This window comes from Porticoccaceae bacterium LTM1 (assembly GCA_030252795.1).
In the GTDB taxonomy this organism is placed as follows: domain Bacteria; phylum Pseudomonadota; class Gammaproteobacteria; order Pseudomonadales; family Porticoccaceae; genus SCSIO-12696.
Genome location: CP127080.1, coordinates 3,053,770 through 3,079,236 on the forward strand (window position 1 = coordinate 3,053,770; position 25,467 = coordinate 3,079,236).

General features: G+C 52.6%; 31 protein-coding genes. 18 read left to right on the forward strand and 13 right to left on the reverse strand.

Features of this window, described 5'->3' with window-relative positions; all coding sequences use genetic code 11:
* The first annotated feature begins 49 nt into the window (after positions 1-49).
* Positions 50-268 carry a DUF2909 domain-containing protein gene (locus tag QP938_13245; protein ID WIO74249.1) on the forward strand — a complete coding sequence of 73 codons (219 nt, stop codon included), beginning with the start codon at positions 50-52 and terminating at the stop codon, positions 266-268.
* 50 nt (positions 269-318) lie between these two features.
* Here the strand turns inward: QP938_13245 and QP938_13250 are convergent, their stop codons facing one another.
* The 4 genes from QP938_13250 to coxB form a co-directional block, all read right to left on the reverse strand.
* The gene (locus QP938_13250; GenBank protein WIO74250.1) at positions 319-1,206 is read right to left on the reverse strand and encodes a cytochrome c oxidase subunit 3; all 888 of its coding nucleotides are present in this window, start codon (positions 1,204-1,206) and stop codon (positions 319-321) included.
* A 10-nt stretch (positions 1,207-1,216) separates the two neighbouring features.
* Positions 1,217-1,741 (reverse strand): cytochrome c oxidase assembly protein, encoded by a 525-nt coding sequence (locus QP938_13255; protein WIO75672.1) that lies wholly within the window; start codon positions 1,739-1,741, stop codon positions 1,217-1,219.
* An 85-nt stretch (positions 1,742-1,826) separates the two neighbouring features.
* On the reverse strand, positions 1,827-3,383 hold the full coding sequence (gene ctaD / locus QP938_13260) for a cytochrome c oxidase subunit I (protein WIO74251.1): 1,557 nt from the start codon (positions 3,381-3,383) through the stop codon (positions 1,827-1,829).
* Positions 3,384-3,394: 11 nt separating this feature from the next.
* The gene (gene coxB / locus QP938_13265) at positions 3,395-4,534 is read right to left on the reverse strand and encodes a cytochrome c oxidase subunit II (GenBank protein WIO74252.1); all 1,140 of its coding nucleotides are present in this window, start codon (positions 4,532-4,534) and stop codon (positions 3,395-3,397) included.
* A 695-nt stretch (positions 4,535-5,229) separates the two neighbouring features.
* Between coxB and QP938_13270 the strand changes: the two genes are divergently transcribed.
* Both QP938_13270 and QP938_13275 read left to right on the forward strand, forming a co-directional pair.
* Positions 5,230-6,564: an MATE family efflux transporter gene (locus QP938_13270; protein ID WIO74253.1), complete on the forward strand. Its 1,335-nt coding sequence runs from the start codon at positions 5,230-5,232 to the stop codon at positions 6,562-6,564.
* Positions 6,565-6,650: 86 nt separating this feature from the next.
* The gene (locus tag QP938_13275; GenBank protein WIO74254.1) at positions 6,651-7,322 is read left to right on the forward strand and encodes a hypothetical protein; all 672 of its coding nucleotides are present in this window, start codon (positions 6,651-6,653) and stop codon (positions 7,320-7,322) included.
* Positions 7,323-7,399: 77 nt separating this feature from the next.
* Here QP938_13275 and QP938_13280 read toward each other — a convergent pair whose 3' ends face one another.
* Positions 7,400-7,642 carry a YheV family putative zinc ribbon protein gene (locus QP938_13280; protein ID WIO74255.1) on the reverse strand — a complete coding sequence of 81 codons (243 nt, stop codon included), beginning with the start codon at positions 7,640-7,642 and terminating at the stop codon, positions 7,400-7,402.
* A gap of 194 nt (positions 7,643-7,836) precedes the next feature.
* Between QP938_13280 and QP938_13285 the strand changes: the two genes are divergently transcribed.
* The 4 genes from QP938_13285 (at position 7,837) to QP938_13300 (ending at position 11,968) form a co-directional block, all read left to right on the forward strand.
* A complete protein-coding gene (locus QP938_13285) occupies positions 7,837-10,368 on the forward strand; it encodes a TonB-dependent receptor (protein WIO74256.1) in 2,532 nt (843 codons plus the stop codon).
* An 88-nt stretch (positions 10,369-10,456) separates the two neighbouring features.
* Positions 10,457-10,990 carry a gamma carbonic anhydrase family protein gene (locus QP938_13290; GenBank protein ID WIO74257.1) on the forward strand — a complete coding sequence of 178 codons (534 nt, stop codon included), beginning with the start codon at positions 10,457-10,459 and terminating at the stop codon, positions 10,988-10,990.
* A gap of 24 nt (positions 10,991-11,014) precedes the next feature.
* Positions 11,015-11,266 (forward strand): hypothetical protein, encoded by a 252-nt coding sequence (locus QP938_13295; protein ID WIO74258.1) that lies wholly within the window; start codon positions 11,015-11,017, stop codon positions 11,264-11,266.
* 123 nt (positions 11,267-11,389) lie between these two features.
* Positions 11,390-11,968 (forward strand): YceI family protein, encoded by a 579-nt coding sequence (locus QP938_13300; protein ID WIO74259.1) that lies wholly within the window; start codon positions 11,390-11,392, stop codon positions 11,966-11,968.
* An 83-nt stretch (positions 11,969-12,051) separates the two neighbouring features.
* Here QP938_13300 and aroE read toward each other — a convergent pair whose 3' ends face one another.
* On the reverse strand, positions 12,052-12,879 hold the full coding sequence (gene aroE / locus QP938_13305) for a shikimate dehydrogenase (GenBank protein WIO74260.1): 828 nt from the start codon (positions 12,877-12,879) through the stop codon (positions 12,052-12,054).
* 512 nt (positions 12,880-13,391) lie between these two features.
* Between aroE and QP938_13310 the strand changes: the two genes are divergently transcribed.
* From QP938_13310 to QP938_13350, 9 genes are all read left to right on the forward strand, one after another.
* Positions 13,392-13,553: a cold shock domain-containing protein gene (locus QP938_13310; GenBank protein ID WIO75673.1), complete on the forward strand. Its 162-nt coding sequence runs from the start codon at positions 13,392-13,394 to the stop codon at positions 13,551-13,553.
* 92 nt (positions 13,554-13,645) lie between these two features.
* Complete coding sequence (locus tag QP938_13315) at positions 13,646-13,921, forward strand: hypothetical protein (GenBank protein WIO74261.1); 276 nt, start codon at positions 13,646-13,648, stop codon at positions 13,919-13,921.
* Between the two features lie 3 nt (positions 13,922-13,924).
* On the forward strand, positions 13,925-14,335 hold the full coding sequence (locus tag QP938_13320) for a hypothetical protein (protein WIO74262.1): 411 nt from the start codon (positions 13,925-13,927) through the stop codon (positions 14,333-14,335).
* Positions 14,335-14,685 carry a hypothetical protein gene (locus QP938_13325; GenBank protein ID WIO74263.1) on the forward strand — a complete coding sequence of 117 codons (351 nt, stop codon included), beginning with the start codon at positions 14,335-14,337 and terminating at the stop codon, positions 14,683-14,685. Before QP938_13320 ends, QP938_13325 begins: the two co-directional genes overlap by 1 nt.
* 36 nt (positions 14,686-14,721) lie before the next feature.
* Entirely contained in the window at positions 14,722-15,129 is a 408-nt protein-coding gene (locus QP938_13330; GenBank protein ID WIO74264.1) for an SMI1/KNR4 family protein, read from the forward strand.
* 80 nt (positions 15,130-15,209) lie between these two features.
* Entirely contained in the window at positions 15,210-16,010 is an 801-nt protein-coding gene (locus QP938_13335) for a glucosaminidase domain-containing protein (protein ID WIO74265.1), read from the forward strand.
* Positions 16,010-16,552, forward strand: coding sequence for an antibiotic biosynthesis monooxygenase (locus QP938_13340; protein WIO74266.1), 543 nt, complete (start codon positions 16,010-16,012; stop codon positions 16,550-16,552). Before QP938_13335 ends, QP938_13340 begins: the two co-directional genes overlap by 1 nt.
* Positions 16,553-16,632: 80 nt before the next feature.
* Positions 16,633-16,926, forward strand: a complete 294-nt coding sequence (locus tag QP938_13345; GenBank protein ID WIO74267.1) for a hypothetical protein — start codon at positions 16,633-16,635, stop codon at positions 16,924-16,926.
* A 95-nt stretch (positions 16,927-17,021) separates the two neighbouring features.
* Positions 17,022-17,579: a CBS domain-containing protein gene (locus tag QP938_13350; protein WIO74268.1), complete on the forward strand. Its 558-nt coding sequence runs from the start codon at positions 17,022-17,024 to the stop codon at positions 17,577-17,579.
* A 107-nt stretch (positions 17,580-17,686) separates the two neighbouring features.
* On the opposite strand, the gene QP938_13355 is transcribed toward QP938_13350, so the two are convergent.
* Both QP938_13355 and QP938_13360 read right to left on the reverse strand, forming a co-directional pair.
* Positions 17,687-19,126 carry a diguanylate cyclase gene (locus tag QP938_13355; protein WIO74269.1) on the reverse strand — a complete coding sequence of 480 codons (1,440 nt, stop codon included), beginning with the start codon at positions 19,124-19,126 and terminating at the stop codon, positions 17,687-17,689.
* A gap of 87 nt (positions 19,127-19,213) precedes the next feature.
* Positions 19,214-19,633: a VOC family protein gene (locus QP938_13360; protein ID WIO74270.1), complete on the reverse strand. Its 420-nt coding sequence runs from the start codon at positions 19,631-19,633 to the stop codon at positions 19,214-19,216.
* Positions 19,634-19,723: 90 nt separating this feature from the next.
* Between QP938_13360 and soxR the strand changes: the two genes are divergently transcribed.
* Entirely contained in the window at positions 19,724-20,167 is a 444-nt protein-coding gene (soxR, locus tag QP938_13365) for a redox-sensitive transcriptional activator SoxR (GenBank protein WIO74271.1), read from the forward strand.
* A 24-nt stretch (positions 20,168-20,191) separates the two neighbouring features.
* On the opposite strand, the gene hemF is transcribed toward soxR, so the two are convergent.
* The 5 genes from hemF to QP938_13390 all read right to left on the reverse strand — a co-directional run bounded on the left by hemF (position 20,192) and on the right by QP938_13390 (position 24,826).
* Complete coding sequence (hemF, locus tag QP938_13370) at positions 20,192-21,094, reverse strand: oxygen-dependent coproporphyrinogen oxidase (GenBank protein WIO74272.1); 903 nt, start codon at positions 21,092-21,094, stop codon at positions 20,192-20,194.
* Positions 21,095-21,264: 170 nt separating this feature from the next.
* Positions 21,265-21,828 carry an L-threonylcarbamoyladenylate synthase gene (locus QP938_13375; protein WIO74273.1) on the reverse strand — a complete coding sequence of 188 codons (564 nt, stop codon included), beginning with the start codon at positions 21,826-21,828 and terminating at the stop codon, positions 21,265-21,267.
* Positions 21,829-21,848: 20 nt separating this feature from the next.
* Positions 21,849-22,355, reverse strand: coding sequence for a 5-(carboxyamino)imidazole ribonucleotide mutase (gene purE / locus QP938_13380; GenBank protein ID WIO74274.1), 507 nt, complete (start codon positions 22,353-22,355; stop codon positions 21,849-21,851).
* Positions 22,356-22,624: 269 nt separating this feature from the next.
* Positions 22,625-23,719 carry a DNA-processing protein DprA gene (gene dprA, locus QP938_13385; GenBank protein ID WIO74275.1) on the reverse strand — a complete coding sequence of 365 codons (1,095 nt, stop codon included), beginning with the start codon at positions 23,717-23,719 and terminating at the stop codon, positions 22,625-22,627.
* Positions 23,720-23,812: 93 nt separating this feature from the next.
* A complete protein-coding gene (locus QP938_13390; protein ID WIO74276.1) occupies positions 23,813-24,826 on the reverse strand; it encodes a LysM peptidoglycan-binding domain-containing protein in 1,014 nt (337 codons plus the stop codon).
* Between the two features lie 129 nt (positions 24,827-24,955).
* Here QP938_13390 and def point away from each other — a divergent pair, with 129 nt between their 5' ends.
* Positions 24,956-25,462 carry a peptide deformylase gene (gene def, locus QP938_13395; protein ID WIO74277.1) on the forward strand — a complete coding sequence of 169 codons (507 nt, stop codon included), beginning with the start codon at positions 24,956-24,958 and terminating at the stop codon, positions 25,460-25,462.
* Positions 25,463-25,467: the final 5 nt, after the last annotated feature.

The window sequence follows — 25,467 nt, forward strand, 5'->3', positions numbered from 1 at the left end:
GACCATCAACATTCAATTTTTTGAATCACCATAACTTCAGAGCACAGCCATGCTGCTTAAAGTCATTATTGTTGTACTGCTGATCGCGGTTATTGCCAGTCTTACCAGCGGCCTCTATTTTTTATTTGCCGATCTGGGCGGACGCAAACGAACACTCTATGCACTGGGTATTCGTATCACACTTGCTGCCTTGTTACTGATCGCCATTGCCTATGGGTTTTACTCCGGCCAGCTCAGCGTTCAGGCGCCCTGGTACGGACGCTATTAAACCTTTCCCAATAAAACCGGAGCGCGATAATCACGCTCCGGGTTTTTCATTTAAAGTACGTAGACAAAGATAAACAGACACACCCACACCACATCCACAAAGTGCCAGTACCAGGACGAGGCTTCAAAGCCAAAGTGATCGTCCTTCTTAAAGTGGCCACCAAACACCGACCGACATAGTTGAATCAGCAGCATAATGGTGCCCATGGTGACGTGGGCACCGTGGAAGCCGGTCAACATAAAGAAGGTGGTGCCGTAAATACCAGACTGCAAAGTCAGACCGAGATCGGTATAGGCTTCGTGGTATTCAACCACTTGGAAATAGAGGAATGTGGCACCCAACGCGATGGTTATACCTAACCACAGATTAAACGCTCCGCGCTTGCCCGCCTTAATGGCATTGTGGGCAATATGCACAGTAAAGCTCGAAGCCAGCAGAATAATGGTGTTGTAGAGCGGCAAGTGCCAGGGGTCGATAATGGCGTTGGGACCAATAAATTCGGTGGCTCCTTCACCATTAAGCGCCTGATCTGGCGTGGTCATCAGCGGCCAATCTGCCGTGAATTCACCCCATTGACTCAGCGTATCCGCCTCAAGCCAGTCCAGTCCGTAAATCCGTACATAGGCCAGGGCAAAGAAGAATATAAAGAAGAACATCACCTCGGAGAAAATAAACCAGCCCATCCCCCAAACGTAGGAACGCTTTAGCTGGGCATTGGGCAGACCCGCCATATTCTCCTTAATGACGGTGTTCCACCAACTTGCCAATACTCCGGCAAAAATAAGCGCACCGACCATAAAGATTTCAAAACCGCCGATACCCAACACACTGGAATCATTCAGCCAGTGCGACGCGCCAAATACGGTAGTAATCAACCCGATGGTCGCCAGCAGCGGTAGCTTGCTGGATTCGGGAACGTAGTAGGTTTCACTAGACATTATTTTTCTCCTACCCCTTTCCCCACTGGAAATCACCTTTGGGGGTGAAATGCCCCATCTCGGTGATATCAAACAGTGTGTAAGAGAGGGTGATGGTATGAACCTGTTTTGGAATGTCCTGGTCGATGGTGAATATCATCGGCAACTTGGCCGACTGGCCGGCTTTCAGCGGCTGCTGGTTAAAGCAGAAGCATTCCATTTTATGGAAGTACTCCGCCGCCTTGAACGGCACCAGACTGGGCACCGCCTGCGCCACCATATCGCGATCGGTGGCATTGCGGGCATAGAACTCAATCTGGGTCTGTTCGCCGGGGTGCACCCGTACCACTTCCTGTACCGGCGCAAACTCCCAGGGCATGTTTTCATTGTTGGTGGCAATAAACTGAACCTTGATGGTGCGGCTGGTATCCACCGCCACCGGCACTGCTTCATACGGGCCGGTGATTTTCCCGTTTAACCCGGTGATCTCACAGAACACGTCATAAAGTGGCACCAGTGCGAAGCCAAAGCCAAACATCACCAGCGCCAACAGCATCGCCAGTTTGGCGGTGCGGCTGTTGTTGCTGGCATTTATCCGGTTCTGCTCTGTCACAATTCAGTCTCTCATCAAGACCGGCGGATTATTTCACCGCCGGCGGGGTAGAGAAGGTGTGATAGGGCGCCGGGGTGGGTACTGTCCACTCAAGACCTTCCGCGCCTTCCCAGACTTTCTCGTCGGATACTTTCTTGCCGCCCTTGATGGTGAGAATAATGATCACCAGGAACAGCAATTGCGATGTTCCGTAGAGGAACGCACCACAGCTCGACATCATGTTGAAGTCAGCAAACTGCAGGGCGTAGTCCGCATAGCGGCGGGGCATACCGGCCAATCCGACAAAGTGCTGTGGGAAGAAGGTGAGGTTAAAGCCGATAAAGGAGGTCCAGAAGTGCACCTGGGCCAATTTCTCGTTGTACATGCGACCGGTCCACTTCGGCAGCCAGTAGTACACCGCCGCAGACATACTGAAGATTGCCCCCGCCACCATCACGTAGTGGAAGTGAGCCACCACAAAGTAGCTGTCGTGGTACTGGAAGTCCGCCGGTGCAATGGACAACATCACTCCGGTAAAACCACCAATGGTGAACAACACCAGAAACGCGATAGAGAACAGCATTGGCGTTTCAAAACTGATCGACCCCTTGAACATAGTGGCGATCCAGTTAAATACCTTCACACCCGTCGGTACCGCGATCAACATGGTGGCGTACATAAAGAACAGCTCACCAGCCAGAGGCATCCCTACAGTAAACATGTGGTGCGCCCAGACGATAAACGACAGGAACGCAATCGACGCCGTGGCGTATACCATCGACGAGTAACCAAACAGAGGCTTGCGTGAGAAGGTGGGAATAATCTGCGATATCACCCCAAACGCCGGCAGAATGATGATGTACACCTCGGGGTGTCCAAAGAACCAGAACACATGCTGGAACAGCACCGGATCTCCACCCCCAGCAGCGTTAAAGAAACTGGTACCGGCATGAATATCCATCAACATCATGGTTACTGCACCCGCCAGCACCGGCATCACTGCCACCAACAGGAAGGCGGTAATCAGCCAGGTCCACACAAACAGCGGCATCTTCATGTAAGTCATGCCCGGTGCGCGCATATTGAGTACGGTGGCGATGATATTGATGGAGCCCATAATGGACGAAGCACCCATTACGTGCACCGAGAAGATAAATATCGTCGCAGTCAGCGGATTAGCATATGTAGTTGATAACGGAGCGTAAAAAGTCCAGCCCGCCTGCGGCGCACCACCCTCGGTAAACAGGGTGCACGCCAACATGGTAAAGGCGAACGGCAGGAGCCAGAACGACCAGTTGTTCATCCGTGGCAGCGCCATATCCGGCGCGCCAATCATCATGGGAATCATCCAGTTGGCCAGCCCCACAAAGGCCGGCATGATGGCGCCAAACACCATCACCAGCCCGTGCATCGTGGTCATCTGGTTAAAAAACTCCGGCTCCACCAGTTGCAGTCCCGGCTGGAACAATTCGGCGCGAATCACCATCGCGAATGCGCCGCCCAACAGGAACATGGCAAAGCTGAACCAGAGGTAGAGTGAACCAATATCTTTATGGTTAGTGGTATACAGCCAGCGGCGAATACCTTTTGCAGGACCGTGTGCCATAGCCGCTTCTCCTATTCGCCTTTCTTGAAGTTATAAACATCGATGGGCTGAACCGCATCGCCGGTGTCATTGCCCCAGGCATTGCGCTCGTAGGTGATGACAGCGGCCATATCGACATCGGCTATGTTGGTACCAAAGGCCTGCATCGCCGTACCGGTTTTGCCGTGCACCACAATATTGATGTGGTCACGTACCGGACCCAGTGCGATCGCGCTGCCTTTCAGCGCCGGGAATGCCCCCTGAACCCCTTCACCATTTTCCATATGACAGGATGCGCAGTTGGTGCTGTAAACCTGCTTGCCGCGCTCCATCAGCTCTTCGAGGGTAAAGGTTTTACTGGTCAATTCGCGCAGCGCTGCCGCTTCGGCTTTCTGATCAGCCAGCCACTGGTTGTATTCCGGCTCTGGTACCGCTTTCACCACAATTGGCATAAAGGCGTGGTCCTTGCCGCACAACTCGGCACAAAAGCCGTGATAAGTTCCGGGTTCGTCGATTTTGGCCCAGGCTTCGTGGGTAAACCCGGGGATGGCATCGCGTTTCACCGCCAAGTCCGGCACCCACCAGGAGTGGATAACATCGTTGGCAGTCACCAGAAAGCGTACTTTTTTGCCCACCGGAACCACCAACGGGTTGTCCACTTCACTCAGGTAACTGTCGTTTTTGCGCGCACGGTTGTAGATTTCTTCTTTGGAGGTAGCGAGGCTGCTGACAAAGCCCACATCTTCCCCGATGTAGTCGTAGCGCCATTTCCACTGCATTCCGGTAATCTTGATATCAAGATCCGCTTCTTCGGTGTCGTAGACACTGATTAATGCTGTGGTGGCCGGCCAGGCCATACCAATCAGGATAAAGAAGGGAATAACGGTCCAGAGAATTTCCACTTTGGTGCTTTCGTGGAAAGTGGCGGCAACTGCGCCCTTGGACTTACGGAATTTGATCAGGCTGTAAATGAGGACTCCGAACACCACTACGCCAATCGCGACACAAATCCAGAACATCAACATATGGACATCGTAGATTTCGCGACTAACCTTGGTGACCCCGACCGGCATATTTACGTCCGATCGGGCAGCAGTTTCCGCCAGGGCTGACGCCCAAGGGAACACCGCCGAGCCCAACAACAGCAACAGCTGTTTTGCTCTAGCGAACATTACCCGTTTTCTCCTGTTGTGCGTGCTTGTTATCGTTATTCTGCCCACAACATGTTGCCGTTCCTCGAATCTGTAAATGATGAGGTGGCGGCAACCGAAGAAAACTGCAGCGCGCATCGGCGCGGGTACTACAGGATAAAAACGTCAAGCGATGCGAACAACAGAGGGCTCCGGTCAGCGCCCTACTGCCGGCCAAACGGAATCCCAGCGCTCGAAATCACCGATCGTGTACAACTTGTGCTGTAACAGACTCGACATCTCTCACCGAAAACCGTAACTGGCCGACTGAGTCCATCAAAAACATCTTGATCGAAAACCCGGCAACGAGCAGGTTGGCAATGAGTATTCAAAAGTTTCCCCGCACAAGTCAACCACAACGACGGGATTTTTTTGTGAAATGGGCGGTGAATAATTTCTTTAGCCCCATAAATATTCAAAATAGTTTCGTTTTAGTTACCAGATATTGGAGGGTGCATTACAGGTGCCGAAGATGGATTGGGCTTATCTTGCTGTGACCGTGGCCAGCAGGGATGCTGGCCACGAGTCCCCACGGACGGGTTCACGACGTGTCACAGCAAGATAAGCCCAATTCATCACCTCCTGATTAAGAAATATCGCCCCCTTCCAAGTCATTGCGTTCGGTAAAGCTGCCATCTCGCTCTATAATTGCCGACCACCCTCACAACAACACCCCCATGAAACACCCAGATATCCACAAACAAGTCCTCGCCATCGCCTGGCCAATGATTCTGGCTGGCGCTTCTGTACCACTATTGGGAATTGTCGATACCGCAATTCTCGGCCACCTGGACGAAGTGACTTTTCTCAGTGCCGTTGCGGTAGGAGCCAGTGCGTTGTCACTGCTGTTGTGGCTGTTGTCGTTTTTGCGAATGGGTACAACAGGGTTGGTGGCGCGGGCCTGGGGCGGACAGGATAACCAGCAGTGCCGAGAGCTGTTGTGGCAGTCGCTGGCTCTGGCGTTTGGATTGGGTTTGCTACTGATAGTGTTGCAGCAACCGATCTTTCAACTGATTCTCTGGCTGTTGGGCCCCAGTGACGATATCCGTGACTTCGCCCTCGAGTATTGCCATATTCGCATCTGGGCGGCACCGGCAGCACTCTGCAGTTACGCGGCAATTGGCTGGTTGCTGGGTTTGCAGCGAGCCCGTCAAACCCTGGTTATCCTGGCCACCACCAACCTTGCCAATATCGGCTTCGATTTCTTTTTTATTATGGGCCTTGGCCTCAACAGCGCCGGAGCGGCATGGGCATCACTGCTGGCCGAATACATTGGCGTCGGTATCGCGTTTATTTTTGTGCGCCGCGAACTGAAAAAGCTCGGTGGCGATGTCGATCCCCGCACCCTGCTGAAACCCCGCACCTACAAGCGGCTACTGACCGTCAATCGCGATCTGTTTATTCGCACCGCCTGTGTGGTGTTTACCTTTACCTTTTTCACCGCTCAGGGGGCACGGCTTGGCGATGAAATTCTGGCCGTCAATGCGATTCTGATGCAGCTGGTGATGCTCACCTCCTACGGCCTGGACGGTATCGCCCACGCTGCCGAATCGCTGACCGGGCATGCAGTGGGAGCCAGAGATTCACATCGATTTCGGGCCACCAGCCGCGCCACATTGCAGTGGGGCGGTGGGATTGCCATTCTGGCTTCGCTGGCATTTTTGCTGTTCCAGCAGCCAATTATCGCGCTGTTCACCAGCCTGCCGGAGGTTATCGCTCTGGCCAATAACTACTACGGCTGGTTGGTCTCAATACCAGTGCTGGCGGCAGGCTGCTTTATCCTCGACGGGGTTTTTCTGGGTGCTGATCGCACCCATGCCATGCGCAATATCATGTTTGCGGCGACCGCGTTGCTCTTCCTGCCGGCCTGGTGGCTGGCGCTGCCCCTGGGCAATCACGGATTGTGGCTGGCGTTTGCGCTCTTTATGGCAGGGCGCAGTGTGTTAATGGCCATCAGTTACCGGGCCTTGGTAGGCCAAAGCTCTGATTTCGTCCAGTCGGGTAGAGAATAACCAACGACCCATCTCCGAATATACGGTCACTTAAAGGCGCCCACCTGTTTTGACCTTTGGGCCGCGGATTGTCTAGGGTTGATGTTATGAACACGACATTACTTAAAGACACTATTGCAAATGCGAAAGCTCAGGAAACTGAATCCGGACAGCTCAGCAGCCTGCTGGACTCCCGCATCAGCCACCTGCATCACGCCATTCAGCTACCGGCTAACAATTCCGTACCGGCTCTGCTGAATTTTATTGTTCGCTATATTGAGCACGTACCCGAATTTATCGAGGCGGTTGACGAAATTGCCAAGGATGCCGGCATACGTACCTATACCGACCCGATTATGGGTATCGCCAATGAGTTCTTCCTGCATCCGCCGGAATGCCTCGACAAAGAGGTCGGCCTGGTTGCCCTGATGAACGAGGCATACCTTGCACACCGGCTTATTGAAGAGATCAACGATCGCTATATGAACCACTTTGGCGCGCCACTGGTGCCCATGGATATGACGCGCTCCAACCTGATCATTCACCACCTGATCGGGGAGCCATTCGCTAACCAGCTCGACAGTATTGTCCACAGCGCTGTGGACCAGTTGGAAACCCGCGATCCGCCTGAGCAGCAATCTACGTTTCAAAACTTTTGCCAGCGGCGGCGCGACCAGCGGGACCTGGCCAGGGAGATCAAGCGCTGGCCATGTTTGACGGACGCACTCTCCATAAACCTGATGCTGGATGGGCAGAGTGCCCAGATAACACTTCACTAGAGAATTAAACCTGCTAAACGCAGGGTACTGCGCCGTACCAACGGCGCTGGAACGGGCAGCAAAAGCTGCCTGTTCCGCTATTTGCGGGTGGGGTCTACCAGTTTGACGACCTGGGTTTCCGCTTTCTTTTCCGCTTCGGTGCGATTGACTCGAGTCTCCAGCTCACGTGGTTGTGACTGGATTCGCAACTCCTCTTTAAAGCCGCAACTTACGCACTCTCGGTAATCGGCATCCCCTTCCCGATAGGCGACAATTTTGTCCATTTCTGCACAGCGAGGACAGACCGCTCCGGCAATAAAGCGTTTTTTGGTGGAAAACATGCTGTCAGATCCTGGTAAACAATCCCGACATTATATCCCCGTCCCCTGAAAGACACAGCATTGCGACTCGGCACTTCATCCGAAATTGCTTGATTTTTAACCAATTCACTTCTAAGTCATTAATGGGGCTAGTTTTTTTGTCCCAGGATCACCGTATGGTGGAAGGAATAAACCGACAGCTATGGAGAGGGGTTATGTATCAACGATTACTTTTTTTCGACCGGCGTACTGCCGTCGCCCCCAAGCGACTCACATTAACTTCCGCAATCGCCGCCAGCATAGCCATGCTCGGCGCACCTGCGGTATTGGCCGCTGAAGAGGATGAACAAAAGGTGCTCGAGGAAGTTTTGACCATCGGCACCCGCAGCCAGACAGGCCGAACTCTTCTGGATTCGCCTGTTCCCGCTGACATCCTCACCGAAGAGATCATCGAAGCCACCGGCGCTACTGAAACCGGTCGCGCCATCCAGGCGCTGGCGCCTTCTTTTAACTTTTCCAGCTCATCCATCAGCGACGGTACCGACGCCCTTCGTCCGGCCACCCTGCGCGGGCTGGGTCCTGATCAGACTCTGGTGCTGGTCAACGGCAAGCGGCGTCACAACAGCGCCTTGATTCACGTAAATACCTCTGTCGGCCGCGGTACTGCGGGCGTAGACATGAACGCCATTGCTCCCGGCTCAATCAAGCGCATCGAAGTGCTGCGCGACGGCGCCGCGGCACAGTATGGCTCTGATGCCATTGCCGGTGTGATCAATCTGGTGTTAAAGGATAACCATGAGGGCGGCTCAACCTCGGTCTCATACGGCACCACCGAAGAGGGCGACGGCGAGACCAAAGTCGTCAATTTCTCCAACGGCTGGGGCTCTTCAGATGCCTGGATCAACCTTGCCACCGAGTGGCGCGATCGCGGCCATACCAATAGGGCCGGACTGGACGGAAGCCAGCAGTATTTACTGGAGGGTGACGGCAGTTTCGACCCACGGGAGTTTACTTTTGACCGCAACAGCTTTGTCATTGGCGATGCTGACTCCCGCCAGTATGCACTGACTTTGAACAGCGGCTGGAACATCACCGATGACACCGAGTTATACGCGTTCGCGACTTGGTCTGACCGGGACAATACTTCACGGGGCTTTTACCGCCGGGTGACCGACGTCAATCGCAACCCGGCCGGCTCGGCTTATCCCGACGGATTCCTGCCCCACATCAATACCGCTATTGATGACCTCTCGTTCAATGGCGGTATACGTCGCAATCTAGGTGATGGATGGAACCTTGACGTCGGACTGGGTTATTCGAAGAACACTTTCGATTTCACGATCTCGAACTCCCACAACGCTTCAGCGGTACTGGCTTTCGGCTCCAGCGACAGCTCTGCCTTTGCCGGCGGCGTGGAGTTGGGCCTGTTCACCTTCAACGCCGATGCCACCAAGCAGCTTGATTGGGGCCTGCTGGCCTTCGGGATTGAGTACAAACGCGATGTGTACGAACTGACACCTGGCGAAGAGCTCTCCTGGGCTGATTACGACGGTTTGGACCCAGACAGCGGCGAAGGCGGCATCCAGGTGTTCCCGGGCTTCAGGCCTGAAAATAGCGTAGATGAGAATCGCAACGCCAAGGCCCTGTATCTCGATGTAGAGTGGAACGTCGATGAAGACTTACTGCTCACCGGCGCCATTCGGTTTGAGAATTACAGTGACTTCGACTCTACCATCACCGGTAAGGGCGCCTTCCGGTGGAAAGCTACGGATCAAGTGACCTTCCGGGGAGCCGTCAGCACCGGCTTCCGCGCGCCCTCCATGCAACAGCGCTTCTTCAACAACGTCAGCACCCAGTTCGTATTTGACCCTGACACTGATGAGCAAGTGCCGATTGAGGTGCGCACAGTGCGCAACGACAGTTCTGTTGTTCAGGCGCTTGGCGTTCCCTCGCTGGAAGAGGAGGAGTCCATCAACTACAGCCTGGGCGCTGTCTTGCAGCCCCATGAAAACTTGAGCATCACGCTCGATTTCTATCGCATCGAGATTGAAGATCGCATCGTGATCAGCGGTCGGTTGGCCAAGAACATTGACGATGATCTGGATGATCTGCTGGAGGCCGCAGGAGCCGACAGTGCCCAGTTCTTCCTCAACGCGGCAGATACCGAAACCGAAGGTGTTGACCTGGTTGTGACCTGGGATGTTCCACTGGATATGGTCGATCAGAATCTGCGTGTGTCCCTGGCAGCCAACCACACAAACACCAAAGTCACCGACGTATTCGTCCCCACCAGCCTGGGCTCAATTCCGGGAATTGAAGACCTGATCTTCACCTCCCAGGACAAGTCCATTCTGGAAGAGTGGCAGCCGAAAGACCGGGTCAACCTTACCGGCAATTGGCAATCCGGCGATTTCACCACCGTGCTCTCGTTCAACTACTATGGCGAATACACCGTAGAGGATGGGCCACGTCAGAACTTTGATGGCAAAACCCTGGCCGACCTGCAGCTGAACTACGACTTTTCTGAACAGTTCACGCTAACCCTGGGCGGCAATAACATCTTCGATGAAACACCGGACGAAAACCGCGTCGGCCAATCCCGCGGCAGCCCAGATGGCGGCCTGGTGGACCCGGTGACCGATGAATTTATCGTCGACTCCCCTGGAGTATTTGTCTTCTCACGACGTTCCGCCCCGTTTGGCTTCAACGGCGCCTACTGGTACCTGAGAGGAACCTATAAATTCTGATTTCTTTCCTTAAGTGTTTTGGGGGCGCCTCAGGCGCCCCTTTTTTATCCAATTTGTTATGATCTGTGCCCCACGACAGGAGCACACCATGACCACACTGCGACCCCACCACGGCAAATCCCCCCAACTCGGCAAGCGGGTTTACATCGATCCTGCCTGTACCGTAATTGGCGATGTTGTTTTGGGTGATGACTGCTCGGTCTGGCCGGCGACAGTGATTCGCGGCGATATGCACCGCATCCGCATCGGCCAGCGTTGCAGCGTGCAGGACGGCTCGGTACTGCATATCACACACGCCAGCGACTACAATCCCGCTGGCTGGCCACTGACCATCGGCGACGATGTCACCATCGGCCACAAAGCGGTACTGCACGGCTGTACTGTAGGCAGCCGCGTGCTGGTAGGAGTTGGTGCCATTGTGATGGATGGGGCGGTGGTTGAGGACGAGGTCATTGTCGGTGCCGGCTGCATGGTGCCACCAGGCAAAACCCTGGAAAGCGGCTATGTTTATGTGGGTAATCCGGCTAAGCAGTTGCGTCCGCTCAGTGACAAAGAGCGGCAGTTTTTCCGCTACACCGCCGGCAATTACGTGAAATTGAAGGATCAATATCTGTCTCAGTAATCAACGTGTTTCAAGGAGGAAACCATGTCATCAAAAAACAAGTATCGCGTCGCCCTGTATAGCACCCTGTTACTGATCACTGTCACTGCGGCTGTGCCTTACCCGGTGCCCGCCGAAGCGGCCAAACACGCCAGCGCCAAGCAGTGTTTGAGCTGGCAGAAGCAGCTCGACAAGATCAACAAAAAGCTCCGCAAAGGCTACAAGGTCAAAGAGGGCAGGCGACTGAGGGAGCGCCGGGACGAATTGGAAACCAAAATCCGCAAGCTCTGTAACTGATGCGGAACAAATTCGGGTCAGTATCAGTCCCACCTCACAGACCCTGACGGCCACCTGTAAACCGTGGTCATAAGCGGGCTACAATGCCCACTTTCAATATTGGTTTTTGTCGGAGAACTTTTTATGCGTTTTATCAAACTTGTTGCTGGCTTGGCCGTCGCACTCAACTCAGCATGGGCATTGGCTGACTGGCAACTCAATAACGACCAGTCCAACCTTACTTTCGTCTCCACCAAAGCTGGCAATATCGCAGAGGTCCATCACTTCAAGCAGCTGGGCGGTGGCATTTCCGGCAACCAGGCCAATGTCACCATCGACCTGGCCAGTATCGACAGCCTGATCCCGATTCGCGACGACCGCATGAAAGCCATGCTGTTTAACGTGGAGAAGTTTGCCGAGGCCAGCATCAGCGCCAGTGTCGATATGAGCGCTTTCGAAGCGATGGCAAATGGTGATTCAAACCAGATGTCGCTGGATGCCGCCCTGAATCTGCACGGCGAAACCAGTGCAATGGCCATTCAGGCTGTGGCAACCAAACTCAGTGATACTCGCTTAATGGTAACCAGCTGGCAGCCAGTAATCGTCAATGCCGCTACGTTCAAACTGGCGGAAGGTGTTGAGAAGCTCCGCGAGGTGGCAGGTCTGCCGGCTATCAGCCAGTCAGTGCCAGTAAGTTTTGTACTGGTCTTTGAAAAGAAATAATCCTGAATAAGAGGGTGCGCACAGCGCACCCTACAGGTTTTTTAGGGTGCCCCACGTAGAGTGCGCCATGTAATTGCCTACTTCTACCCAATCAACTGCCGACGAATACCGGCAATCACCTGAGCAGTTTCCGGCCGCACACCGCGCCACAAATAGAATGACTCCGCTGCCTGCTCAACCAACATCCCAAGGCCATCACTGCAAGCTTCTGCTCCCTGCTGCTGGGCCCAGCTCATAAAGGGGGTAGGCTTTGAACCGTACATCATGTCGTAACAATGCGCGCCAGCGGCGAGAAGATCATTGGGTAGTGGTGGCAACTCTCCCGACAGGCTCGCACTGGTGCCATTGATCACCAGATCAAATTGCGCCCCCGCCAGCGCATCAAAACCACTACCGGAAATAGTGTCCATGTCGGGAAAAAGATCCGCCAATTGCTCGGCTTTTTGCACGGTTCGATTTGCGATCACCAGCTCTGCAGGTCGTTCTGCAAGCAATGGCTCCAACACCCCACGCACTGCACCGCCGGCTCCCAATACCAGAACCCGACGCCCGGCAATGGACCACTGCAGGTTTTGGCGAATATCGCGCACCATACCGACTCCGTCAGTAGTATCCCCCAACAAGGTGCCATCCTCTGACAGCACCAGGGTGTTGACCGCCCCCGCCAACCTGGCACGTTCGGTCAACTGCCCGGTTACCGCCAGCGCCTCCTGTTTGAATGGCACGGTAATATTCAATCCCTTGCCGCCTTGAGCCATGAATTCTTCTACCGCCTGTGCGAAATCATCCAACGGCACACACTGGGACACATACTCCATGGATTGGTGGGTTTGCTCGGCAAATATGCGGTGAATCTGCGGTGATTTGCTGTGGGCGATAGGGTTACCAAAAACGGCGTAGCGGTCGATCATGGTCAGGCTTCTAGTGAGGGCAAAGAGGCATTCTAACATTGGCTATTTGAGCATGGCTCGGGCAATCGGTAGAATGGCCGGTTCTTTGGCGGCAAAGAAGGTTACCGGGCGCTGCTGCCATAGGATCTCATGCTGATTTTCAGCACTGGAATTGCGCCTGTTTTGGTTCAGCGGAATTGAGTATGTTATTCACACCCGCTTTTGTTAACACTATTTATTAGAGATATATCGTTACTATGAAATTCGATACCACAATTAAAATGTGCATCAGCCTGTTACTGGGCGTGGCACTGCAATACTTTTTCCCCGCCGAATGGGTTTGGTACGTGGCGGGCGGCCTGGTTGTTGCACTGTTGATCATCAGTGCTATTTGTAACCGCAAGCCTTCTGAGAAAAAGCCAAAAGGCAAATCTGCGCGCCGCAGCTCAAGCACCAGAAAAAGTGATTCTGGCAAAGTCGGCAACACCTCCGGTACCGTAAAATGGTTCAATAAAGACAAGGGCTTTGGTTTTATCGAGCAGGATGGCGGCGGCGACGTCTTCGTTCACTACCGCGATATCAACGGCTCTGGGCGCCGCTTCCTTCGTGAAGGCCAGCGCGTTACCATGGACGTGGTGCAGGGCGAAAAAGGCCCGCAAGCACAAAACGTCAGCAAGCAATCATCTTCTCGCTGATTATTTGCAATAGAAATTGAGGCCGGCTTTGCCGGCCTTTTTTGTTACACTTTCGCTTGAACTACAGGCATTTGAACAACAGGGATATGGTTATGTCCGAACAACCGGATGAAGGTCAACTTACCGGCCAACTGCTGATCGAAACAGTCGAAAACCAAATTGCCGATAACAATCCTCCAGAGGTCAAACTGACCTTGATGCGGCTGACCCTGTCCGGCATGGATCGCCAGGAGGCCATAGAATGCATTGCCTGCGCGTTATCGGTTGAAGTGTTTGATGTAGTGAATAATGGCGCCAAATTCAACGCCGAACGCTATGCCAAAAATCTTAACCTGCTTCCGGACATGCCTTGGGAAGATAACGAATAAGCCATGAAGGAACATAGCTTCAGTTTTGGCACAGCCAGTGTACTGGCGCCAGATCTTGCGGAAATCATCGTCAATGAAGGCGTTATCATGACCAAAGCCATGGTAACCGAGTACCACGACTGGATTGAGCAAGAGCTCGCCGACCCCTGTATGCTGCTGATCAACAAGGTGAACGCCTACACCTACGAGTTTGAAGCCCAGACCAGGCTCGCTACAATACCTAAAATACAGGCCATGGCGGTGGTCAGCTACACCAGAGCGTCCACCGGAACAACCCAGCTGCTTAATAAATTTCCCAGATCCCAGCCGTGGAATCTGCAAATTTTCAGCAGCCGCGATGATGCCCTGCGGTGGCTGGATCATCAGCGCAAAAAGGCTAAAATCATCAGTGCCAATCCCGACGAGATGCCTTGATGAAATGCCTGACTGTTCAAATCGAAATCAACCGACTGCCCGACAACAATGTACAGGCTTTTGATGAAGCTGAATTCTTGAAGCGGGTACATAGCGTCAATCGCTATCCTGAAATCGACCGCCCAGAGATTGGCAAAGGCGATTATCATAACGACTTTATCAGCTACAATTTTTTCACCGAGCAACTGCCCGAGCTCTGGCAACAATTGAGGCAGGTGCTGGTCGAAGATGCTGACTATTTTGTCACCCTATCCCCTGTAGCTATTATTGCCTGCGAAGGCGAGCAAGGCTGGGACGACTATCGATTGCTGCATCACTTCGATGCCAATGAAACAACTGTATCGATCTGACGATATAAACTGCCCGAACCCTATTGAGAGACTTCGATGGAAGATGTGATTGAAGCACTGCGCGAGGCCGCAGTGGATGTGCCTGTACCTCTGGAACTGCCGGAATATGATGATCTGGTAGTGATCGAAGAACAGATATTGATCCCATTACCTGACGACTTTAAGGATTTTCTGTTGGAAGTCAGCGACGTGGTTTATGGCACCCTGGAACCCGCCACTGTCATGGATCCACTCTCACACACCTACCTGCCGGAGCTGGCTGCCCAAGCATGGGATATCGGCCTGCCCCGCGAACTGATTCCGATCTGCGAAGCCCGCGGCGGCTACTATGCCATTAACGAAGGGGGTGAAGTGAGTTACTGGCGTAACGGTAATTTCAGCGACGACGAATGGCCCTCGATATGGCACTGGGCCAAAGAGGTCTGGCTGGAAGAAGATCAGTAACCGCCATTCACTCGCAAAAATAACCCTCAAGTAACCAAATGCCGTTATAATTGCGCACTTTTTAACCAGTGAGACTCTGCATGCGCTCCAGACAAGGCTTTTCCTTTGCCCGCACTCTGGCACCTTTTGGCCTGTTGCTGCCCATTGTGGCGGCAGCGCTGCTGTTGGCACCTGCACCCCAGCCTTCACCCTGTATCGTGGTGGTGGCGGAAACCAGCGTAGAGCCAGCAATACCAAACTTCAGCGCTTTTCCAGCAGGCGATGAGCGCAAGGAGGCATTTGTCAGCTACTTTCTTCCACTGATCAATGCCGAAAATGAACGCATTCGCCAAAATCGCAGCCAGCTTCTCTGCCTGCAGCAGCGCACTCAACTGCTGCCCGAGGAAAAGCACTGGATTAAGTCCATCGCCAAGCGCTACGGCATGAACAAATTCAACCCCAAAAAAGCTGGTCACTGGCAAACACTGCTGCGCCGCGTCGATGTCATTTCGCCGTCACTGGCTCTGGCTCAAGCTGCTAATGAGAGTGCCTGGGGCACTTCGCGCTTTGCCCGGAAAGGCAATAACTTTTTCGGCCAATGGTGCTTTAAAAAAGGCTGCGGCATGGTGCCACTATCTCGTCCGGATGGGGCAACTTATGAGGTGGCCGTATTTAAATCACCAAAGCAGTCCGTTAGCCGCTATATGCTCAATCTCAACAGCAGCCATCATTACACCGATCTGCGCCGCTTGCGCGAGGAAAACACTATAAGTGAGCAGGTGCTGGCTGGCACGCAACTGGCTCTGGGGCTGACCAAATACTCAACCCGTGGCGAATCCTATATCACTGAATTGCAGGAGATGATTCTGCACAACAACTGGCACGAGCTGGACCGCAGTTAATGAGCAACAACCAACCCGTTACCATGATCGTCCGCCATCGTGTCGATGCTGGCAAAACAGAACAATTCGAACAGTGGCGCAAAGGTATTCGCCAAGCCGCCAGCCAATACCCCGGTTTTGAAGGCATCGAAACCATTCGCCCGGTCAACGAAAGCGACGAATTCGCCTGCATCATTCGCTTTGACAGTTACGCCAATCTGGAGCGGTGGGTAGACGCTCCCGAGCGACAAAAGTGGATGGACAAAACCGTACAATTCAGCTCACAGCAACCGGAAGTAGAGCATTTTCACAGCCTGGAATTCTGGTTCGATAATCCAGAGCCAAAATCACCCGCAGCACCTCCGCCCAAATATAAAATGGCGATGATCAGTTTTGTGGTAATCTGGATCCAAGTTACCCTGCTGGTACCCATTATTGCTGACTGGATTGGCCAACCTTTTATTTTGATAACTGCCGTAGCCGTATCAACGATTGTACTACTGACTACCTACCTGTTTATGCCGTTGGTCACTCGCCTGTTGCGCCGTTGGTTGTTTGGATAAATGCTTTTAATGAACGGGAACTTACTGTCTGGTAATTACTCGTAGAGTAGCGATATCAAGATATTTAGAATGAGTCAAATATGATACGCCTGTTGTTGTTATTTGCCCTGTTACTGTTTGCCAGCGTTCACGCTGACAGCGGTACTGTGGTCGACAACAGCACACTTTTCAGTAATGGCAGCCTCATTCTTGATCAATCCGATTCCGCCAACGACAACTTCGATAACGACAATCCCGATTTTGGTGTTCCCGACACGGTTATTTTTCATGCCGTGCCTGCTGCGCCAGTCCATACTGTTTACCACTCTTGCACACTGCTTTGCAGTAATTCACTTCAATACGCTATTCGTGCACCTCCCGCTATCCAGTTCTGATTCTTTTTTTAACAAATCCGCCGGGGCCAAAGCTCCCGTCGAAGTGTCACCCAACCACAGGTGGCCATAGTGCAGAACAACTGGAAGAACACACCATGCAAAAATTACATATCTACCAGCCTTCAGAGCAGGACGATCTAGCCTGGCCAGAAGCTGACAAAAACTTCACTCTCAACACTCCAGCCATTGAGTTTTTCAGTGACTTTATGCAGTCCGAGCCTTTGGTTATCGAGGGCGCGACATCGGCATCAGAAGCAAAAATGTTCTTTCACAAAGAACACGTAAGCATGAAGCTGGTGATCGACGACGACAGTCACTTTATCGGGGTTGTCAGCCTAAAAGAACTGGACGAGCAGGAGATCATTCGCCGTGCATCAGAAGGTTTCAAACGAGAAGACATTCTGGTCAGCGACCTGATGAAGCCCAAACATGAACTGATGGCGCTGGATATTCACGAAGTCACCCGCGCCACTGTCAGCGACATCATTCAGGCGCTCAAGGAAAACAGTAAAGAGTACTGCCTGTTTATCGACCACAATACTCACAAAATTCGCGGCATTGTCTCCGCCGAGGGCATCGCCCGCAAACTACATATTCCGATCAATATTCAGGACAGACCGGAGTTTTATAAAGCCTTTAGCGCAGTGTCATAGAAGGGAGCAAAAGGGCACTTAATAAAATAAGTGCCCTTGCTGACCTTTGATATAAAAGATGATTTTTCGCTTCGCAGGGTGGGCCTTGCGCACCTTTCATTGCCGGATCAAGTAGATATCTCGACCCGATTACGCCCATTCTGTTTGGCCTGATAGAGCGCCTGATCCACTCGGTGAATCAATTCAGCTTCCCGCTCACTGGGCAGGTACTCCCCAACGCCAAAACTCGCGGTTACGGCAATAGCTTCTCCGTTAATTCGTAATTTCTGGGTTTCAATTTCCAGGCGAATTTTTTCGGCCAGTATTCTTGCCTGGTCGAGGTCACAGTCCTGGGCCAGCAGAATAAATTCTTCCCCGCCCCAGCGACAAAGGTAGTCGCCTTTTCGAGTTAGCCTGGTCACGGTATCCGCCACCATCTTCAGCAGCTGATCGCCACAAAGATGGCCGTACCGGTCATTAACTTGTTTGAAGTTGTCGAGATCGAATAACAGCACGGAACAGCTACGGAGTTTACGTTTTGCACTTGTGAGTGTTTTGTGCAAAACCCCGTCAAAGGCTTGCCTCGTCATGGCACCGGTAAGTTTGTCTCGTGATGCCATAATTTCCAGTCGATTCTGGTAACTGCCCACTGTGAGGTTAGCCACAATCAGTACCAATGCCGTAATGGCCACCGCTATAGCTATATTGATAAACAGGGTATTTTTAATCTGCCGGACCACTGGCCTTGATTGTTGCTCAACCAGTAATAGCCATTTGAACTCAGGCACCAATCGCGCATTTACAAACACAGTCTGATTATCTCGAAGGTAATTGAAGCTGCCCCCTGTAGTCGCCAACAGTGCTGTGGCAATTGGCGCCATTCCTTCGCGATCACGAATGTGTGCCGGCGGATTAACCTCATCTCGCTGCAACTTGATATTGCCGCTTTGGTCAATAAACAACACCGTTCGCCCGTAGCGCTGCTCGTAATCGTAAATCAGCTCTTTAACTTGTTGCAGTTCAAGACCTACACCGGTAACACCAATTAACTCGCCTTCGTAGCCATAGACTTTGTAATTGATAAATACCGATATACGTGACTTGTCGGCCGTATCTGTGTCGATATTGATTTCGTAGTCATCCTGCATAGAACGGGAGCGAAAATACCATTTGTCCGCAGGATCTTTCGAGTCGACGGTTTTAATAATTCCAGTTGGGTGGTAATAACGACGGGTAGCTTCAGAGACAAAATAGCTTGTAGTTGTTGCGTAGCGCTCTTCAATTACAGATAGAAAGCGAATCATTTTTTGCGGATCCTGCTCGCCATCCAACGCCCAATCGCGCACGAAGGTATCGTGTGCCATCAGTGAAGAGATAAAAATTGGCCGAAGCAGGTCCTGCTGAATCTCCGAGTAAATATTGTTACTGGTGAGTGGCAGGGTATTTTCCGAGAGCTGTTTTTCCAGCTCATCGTAGGCGACAAAATAACTGACATAACTGGTGGCGAGAAAACCACCGATTAACAGCACGCTGATAAACAGCGTCAGGTAAAGTTTATTCTTTTCCATACAACCGGCATTTAACTTTGAGTTCTTATGCCTTGCAGTAAACGGCAAGGCATTACGACGGTCAAGGAAAATGTGATGCGTGTCTCATCAGCTCGACCTGTTTCGCTGCTCCGGCAAGTCACTCAGGTACTCGACAAACTCCACCTCAAATCCGGCCGGGTCATTGAAGTAGATATTTTTTCGCCACGGCTCATCGGCTCCGTCCAGAGCGATTTCATATCCGGCTTCCTGTAATCGACTAATAAGGGCATCGAGGTTGTTGATGGCAAAGGCAAAGTGAGCCAGCCCGATTTGATGGCCGTCCAGATCCCGGTTTTTGCCTTCTCCATGATCACTGAGTGCCAGGTATTGATAATCATCGCCAAAATGCACCCATTTGCGCGGTTTACCGCGCCACTCGCCCTCACCCTGATCGCGAATACGCCAATGGGGAAAGGCCGCACGATAAAAGTGCAGGGCAGCATCCAGATCATCCACCACCAAATTGACGTGTTCAAAGTACAGCATGATTGTTCTCCTTGAAGTGAGTTTTGACGCATGCTAATACCTCAACTTAACTTGAGGTAAAGTACTTTTTTTCAGTCAGGAGAATTTATTGTGAGCTCAGAGTGGACCGTTGGCCGGGTGGCCAACCGCTGTGGTGTAAAAATCAGTACGTTGCATTTTTACGAACAGAAAGGGTTGATCCAAAGTACACGCAATGCCGGCAATCAGAGGCGCTACAAACCGGATGTATTGCGGCGGGTATCGGTGATCAAGGCCGCCCAGAAAATGGGGATTAGTCTCGCCTCCATTAAAGAGGCTTTTGAGTCCTTGCCTGACGAAAGAACCCCGACCGTGAAAGACTGGGCCAAACTTTCTCGTCACTGGCAGGCTGAACTCAACGAGCGAATAGCCTATCTGGAACGTTTACGGGATTCGCTCACGGGTTGCATCGGTTGCGGCTGCCTGTCTTTGAGCAAATGCCCAATCTACAACAGTGAGGATCGACTGGCAGAAAAGGGCAGTGGGCCGGTGATACTGGAACTGAAAGACCAATAACCGGCGTTGGACTTTTAACTTCGACTATACCCAGTCCCGGTGAGGCAGGAATTTTTCGGTCAACTCTGCTTCGGCACTGCCTGGCTCCGGCTGCCAGTCGTATTCCCAGCGCACTAACGGTGGCAGTGACATCAGAATGGATTCGGTACGCCCACCGGTTTGCAGGCCAAACAAGGTACCGCGATCGTAGACCAGGTTGAACTCCACGTAACGACCGCGACGATAAAGCTGGAATTGGCGCTCGCGCTCACCGTATTCAGCATCCTTACGACGTTCGATAATCGGGCAATATGCTTTGGTGTAGCTGTCCCCGACAGAGCGCATCAAGGCAAAACTCTGCTCAAAACCCAACTCGTTAAGGTCATCAAAGAACAACCCGCCAACCCCACGTGCTTCACCACGGTGCTTCAGATAGAAGTAGTCATCGCACCACTTCTTAAAGCGCGGGTAAATCTCTTCACCGAACGGTTCGCAAGCTTCTTTAGCGGTCTGGTGCCAAAAGCGGCAGTCTTCTTCATTTCCATAATAAGGGGTCAGATCGTAACCACCACCAAACCACCATACTGGCTCGGCACCCTCTTTTTCAGCGATAAAAAATCGAACATTAGCGTGAGAGGTGGGCACATATGGATTGTGTGGGTGTATCACCAGCGACACACCCATCGCTTCAAAAGAACGTCCAGCCAACTCGGGACGCGCTGCAGTTGCAGATGCGGGCAGTTTATCGCCATGTACATGAGAGAAATTCACCCCGCCTTTTTCGATCACGGCGCCATCAGTCAAGACCCTTGAACGACCACCGCCACCTTCAGCGCGATCCCATTGGTCTTCGACAAAGTGACCACTGCCATCCGCGCGCTCCAGTTCGGCGCAGATACGATCCTGCAGATCCAACAGGTAGGCTTTGACGGCTTGTTTATCAACCATGGGAATTTCTCGTACTCAGGAGGAATTGAAAAGTCGCTGGATAGCTTCGCTTCGCAATGACAACTTAATTGCGGGGCGAATGATACCACTTGTGGGGGACGCAATGTGGTCGCTTCAAAGTCGCTGGATTATTTCGTTCTGCTCGTAATGACAGGCTACAAAAAAATCGTTCAGGCGGGGCGAATAATCTCGCCGCTGATCAGGTCTCGAATTTCGGTTGGCTTGGCTTGTTTGCCCAACGGACCGTCAACAATGGCGGCCAGACCTTCCGGAAAGTAGCTGGCCACTTCATCGGCCGTTTTTGCCGGTGGTTGACCATGGGGATTGGCAGAGGTCGACACCAGTGGGCTTCCAAAAGCATCGCACAGGGCTGCGGCGACCGGATGATCGGTAACCCGAACTGCCAGTGTATTCCTACCGCCGGTAACCCAATCGGGTGCCTGGCCATTATTCGGAATCAGCCAGGTCACCGGGCCAGGCCAGGTGGCAGCCATAGTGGCGCGTTGTTCTTCGCTGAGACCAATCAGGTAGAACTCCAACTGCTCGATACGGCTGGCAATCAAAATCATGCCCATGCCTTTTTCGCGCTGTTTGAGATTCAGGATATTTTCGCAGGCTTGCTGCCTGTCCGGGTCGCAACCGAGACCATAGACGGCTTCGGTGGGGTAGGCGATGACGCCGCCCGCGCGTAGGGCGGAGGCGGCGACTTCCAGATTGGGATCAGATCTTTTCAAAGAACAATCCCTATCCGACATTACATAGAGGCCAGTTTTTCTTGCAGAGCGGCGTCTTTGGCAACAACGGCCTGGGCGTTGGCTTCGCGCTCTTCAACCAGCTTCTTGTGCATCTCGGCATCGGCAACACCGATGATTTGAGCTGCCAGGTAAGCGGCGTTTTTGGCACCGGCTTTACCGATAGCAACGGTTGCAACCGGAATACCGCCTGGCATTTGAACGGTAGACAGCAACGCGTCCAGACCATCCAGAGAGCCATTGATCGGCACACCGATAACCGGCTTCAGGGTGTTGGCAGAAACAGCGCCAGCCAAGTGAGCGGCCATACCGGCAGCACAAATGAACGCGGCACATCCGCGGGCGTCGGCATCTTTAACGTAGTTGTGGGTCTGAACCGGCGTGCGGTGCGCAGAAGAAACCTTCATTTCGAACGGAATGTCGAACTTTTTCAGGATCTCAACGCTCGCTTCCATTACCGGCAGGTCGGAATCGGAACCCATCAAAATTGCTACAAACGGCTTGCTCATGGTCATCACTCCCGTGAGTCGATTTTGGAAAACCGCGCAGGCTACCTGAAGCGCTGTTTTTTGGCAAATTTATTTTCCATAAAACCCTACACTTTCTGTGACAATTGCCGGTGATCGCCACTCAATCGCAACCAGTTTGACCCATATTGGTCAATTGGTTTTAGAGTGGCTGAATAATAATCTTATCGATACTATCCAGTGCGGGCTTTAACGTGAAAGTAGTTTATAGGCCAATTTTGTGCGTGGTGCCTGCTCATCTATTTCCATTGCTACTTCACCCGCAGGTAACGACCGGCATCCTGCTGCAACAGGCCCTTCAGCTCTAGATCCATCAAGGTGCTGGTAAGTCTCGGGGTATCCATCCCGGAGTGGGAAATCAGGGCATCAAAGTCCACCGGGTCGAAACCCAGTAAATCGAGTAGCTTTTTCTCCTGCAAATTCAGTTCGGGGCGGGCATTGGTGTTCGAGGAGAGTTCCTGTTTTTTCAGCTCAAGCATACCGCCCAGTTGATCGCCGATATCTTCAACGCACTCCACCAGGGTTGCGCCATCGCGAATCAATTGATGGCAACCATGGGCAACCGGGCTGTGCACCGAACCGGGCATGGCAAACACTTCGCGTCCCTGTTCCATTGCACAGCGGGCGGTGATCAGCGAGCCGCTTTTGCGCGCCGCCTCAACCACCAGCACCCCAAGGCTCAGACCACTGATGATTCGATTGCGCTGCGGAAAGAGTGACGGAAGGGGAGCTGTATCCGCCGGTTGCTCGGATACCAGTGTACCTCCCGACTCGAGAATTTCTTGGGCCAGCCGTTGGTGGATCCGAGGGTAGATATACTCAACCCCCGTTCCCAGTACTGCAATCGTCTTGCCGCCATCCATGGCTCCTCGATGCGCCATGCCATCGATACCTATAGCCAATCCGCTGGTGATGGTAAATCCGCAATAACTCAGTTCACGAGCAAACGCGCGAGCGGTTTCACCGCCCGACATGGTGTGTCGGCGACTGCCAACGATACCAAGCTGGGGCATCGACAGCAGAGATACATCCCCTTTCACATACAAAAGCGGTGGCGGAGTGTGAATCTCTTTCAGCAGCTTTGGATAATCCGGTGAGGTAATTGGCAACAGTGTGGTTCCTTCACCGGGTTGTTCATCGGCAAAGGGGATATGAAGTCGCCCCTGATCACGGCGTGTCAGCAAACGATCCAGAGCCGTTTCGGGCAGTGCAACTGACAACTCGCTTTCCGATGCATCAAGTGCAGATTGATAATCGCCAAAGTGATGCCAGAGGCTGACCAGTTGAGTGGTACTGAGGTTGGCTACCCGTTGTAACCAGAGAATGGCATGAATTTCCTTTTCCATAAAAACTCCCTGTAAATATGCGAAAGCTACTGTCAGTGTAGCCGCATTAAAAAAGGGCTGGCAATGCCAACCCTTTTTAGATGTGCGCAGCCCTTAGGGGTTGCGTACCAGATCCATCACTTTGAGTGGACGGTCGGCGCTCATCACCAGACCGTAACTCATCTTTTCAAAAGTGCGGAACACCATTACCAGTCCAGCTCTTTCAGGTGGAAGTGTTACCAGGTCCCCGGCAACGCGGTCCCGTACTGTTTCACCTTTCTTGTAAATCGCCAGAATATTTCCGTCTTCAATACCGTCGCGACCGCCCTTGTTGAGCGCCACAACATCGAGGTGGCCCACCTGGGTTAAACCATCTTCGACGCCCATGATCAGGCCATCGATATCCTGCTCAGGTGCACTGGGGTAGAAAATACTTTCCAGCTTGCGCTCTTCAAACGGCAGCAGGCGATCTTCCAGACGAATCTCTTCCACACTGCGAGTAGTGCCGAAGGTAGTGATGTCATCGTTCAGCGCTTTCAATTTGCCTGTACCGATGTCCTTGGCGCGAATACCAAGTACTTCACCGGTTGCAGGGTCAACGTAGGGATCACCTTTACGGTAAACACCATAGACCGGTACGTTCTCATCGATATCACCGCGGGCGTAGAAGTCCTGGCCTGCTCCGGTAAGAATGTGCTGCTCTGCACCTGCCACCACATAAGGTGCAGCTTCCAGTACGCCTTCATCAACAACCCGGTTGCGAGTCAGGAAGTGGTCAATTACATCGCGGGGCAATGCCGAAATGGCTTCAGCATGAGGCATTTCGCGAATTTCCGGGCTCAGCTTGACGTCGCGGCTGCGTTCAACAGTCAAACGCGGCTTGCCGTCAATGTACACAAGCTTGATGATGTCACCCGGGTAAATCAGGTGAGGGTTTCGTACCTGTGGATTAACATGCCATATCTCAGGCCATAACCACGGCGTCTTCAGGAAATGCTCGGAAATATCCCACAGGGTATCCCCTTTTTTGACTGTGTAACGGTCTGGAACATCGTTAAAGGGAGCATCTGCGGCCAGCGCTGCAAACGCCAGTAAGGCAAATATGCCGCCTGTTATTGCTTTTTTCATTGCGACCCGTCCTCTGGTGTATACTTATGCGTCTTGGGTTAAGTGGTTCGCTATTGGAATTACTTAGTGCACCGTTCTAATGGTAGCAGTGGTAAACTGCATTTTGCTAGAAGCTCATCACAAACGTCTATGGCTATTTTAGAGATTCTTGAATTTCCTGATCCCCGTTTACGCAACGTCGCCAAACCTGTCGAGCAGGTAACCGATGAAACTCGCCAGTTGATCGACGATATGTTCGAGACCATGTACGACGCGCCAGGTATCGGTCTGGCAGCTACTCAGGTGGATGTACACCAGCGTATTGTGGTGATGGATCTTTCCGAAGAACACGACCAGCCCATGGTGTTTATCAATCCGGAAGTGGAAGTGTTGGATGGCGACACCCGCGATTACGACGAGGGATGCCTGTCTGTACCGGGCTTCTACGAAACTGTTCAACGCCCTGAGCACATTCGTGTCAAAGCCCTGGATCGCGACGGCAAGCCATTTGAACTGGTACCGGACGGCCTGCTGGCGGTATGCATTCAGCACGAGCTGGATCATCTCGACGGCAAACTTTTCGTTGATTACCTGTCGCCCCTGAAACGCCAGCGCATTCGCACCAAGCTGGAAAAACAACAGCGCCGCCGCGCCTGATAGCG